Annotated in this window: 1 rRNA gene; it reads right to left on the reverse strand. The window is 52.7% G+C overall.

The window, feature by feature from the left end:
• Positions 1–63: 63 nt before the first annotated feature.
• A 16S ribosomal RNA gene (locus tag ACP7D4_RS27950) occupies positions 64–1,594 on the reverse strand.
• Positions 1,595–1,676 lie beyond the last annotated feature (82 nt).

Below are 1,676 nucleotides of genomic sequence, written 5' to 3' on the forward strand. Positions count from 1 at the left end.
AATTTCAACAGTCGATAAGAGTGGACGCTCAATGAATTGGCTCTATAGCCAGTGCAACTCTAGAAAGGAGGTGATCCAGCCGCACCTTCCGATACGGCTACCTTGTTACGACTTCACCCCAGTCACGAATCCTACCGTGGTAAGCGCCCCCCTTGCGGTTAAGCTACCTACTTCTGGTAAAACCCGCTCCCATGGTGTGACGGGCGGTGTGTACAAGACCCGGGAACGTATTCACCGCGACATGCTGATCCGCGATTACTAGCGATTCCAACTTCATGTAGTCGAGTTGCAGACTACAATCCGGACTACGATACACTTTCTGGGATTAGCTCCCCCTCGCGGGTTGGCGGCCCTCTGTATGTACCATTGTATGACGTGTGAAGCCCTACCCATAAGGGCCATGAGGACTTGACGTCATCCCCACCTTCCTCCGGTTTGTCACCGGCAGTCTCATTAGAGTGCTCTTTCGTAGCAACTAATGACAAGGGTTGCGCTCGTTGCGGGACTTAACCCAACATCTCACGACACGAGCTGACGACAGCCATGCAGCACCTGTGTTACGGCTCTCTTTCGAGCACACCTCGATCTCTCGTGGCTTCCGTACATGTCAAGGGTAGGTAAGGTTTTTCGCGTTGCATCGAATTAATCCACATCATCCACCGCTTGTGCGGGTCCCCGTCAATTCCTTTGAGTTTTAATCTTGCGACCGTACTCCCCAGGCGGTCTACTTCACGCGTTAGCTGCGTTACCAAGTTAATTAAAACCCGACAACTAGTAGACATCGTTTAGGGCGTGGACTACCAGGGTATCTAATCCTGTTTGCTCCCCACGCTTTCGTGCATGAGCGTCAATCTTGACCCAGGGGGCTGCCTTCGCCATCGGTGTTCCTCCACATCTCTACGCATTTCACTGCTACACGTGGAATTCTACCCCCCTCTGCCAGATTCTAGCCTTGCAGTCTCCATCGCAATTCCCAGGTTGAGCCCGGGGATTTCACGACAGACTTACAAAACCGCCTGCGCACGCTTTACGCCCAGTAATTCCGATTAACGCTTGCACCCTACGTATTACCGCGGCTGCTGGCACGTAGTTAGCCGGTGCTTATTCTTCAGGTACCGTCATTAGCAAAGGATATTAGCCTTCACCGTTTCTTCCCTGACAAAAGAGCTTTACAACCCGAAGGCCTTCTTCACTCACGCGGCATTGCTGGATCAGGCTTTCGCCCATTGTCCAAAATTCCCCACTGCTGCCTCCCGTAGGAGTCTGGACCGTGTCTCAGTTCCAGTGTGGCTGGTCGTCCTCTCAGACCAGCTACTGATCGATGCCTTGGTAGGCCTTTACCCCACCAACTAGCTAATCAGATATCGGCCGCTCCAGGAGCATGAGGTGCTTGCGCATCCCCCACTTTCATCCTTAGATCGTATGCGGTATTAGCGTAACTTTCGCTACGTTATCCCCCACTCCAGGGTACGTTCCGATATATTACTCACCCGTTCGCCACTCGCCGCCAGGTTGCCCCGCGCTGCCGTTCGACTTGCATGTGTAAGGCATGCCGCCAGCGTTCAATCTGAGCCAGGATCAAACTCTTCAGTTCAATCTCTGTTTAATGTCCTTGCGGACAGATCGCTCACTCAAAATACTGACAGGCCACTTCTTGCGAAGCGCCTATATTTCTT

It is taken from the genome of Massilia sp. TWP1-3-3, assembly GCF_049897805.1.
In the GTDB taxonomy this organism is placed as follows: Bacteria; Pseudomonadota; Gammaproteobacteria; order Burkholderiales; family Burkholderiaceae_D; genus Telluria_A.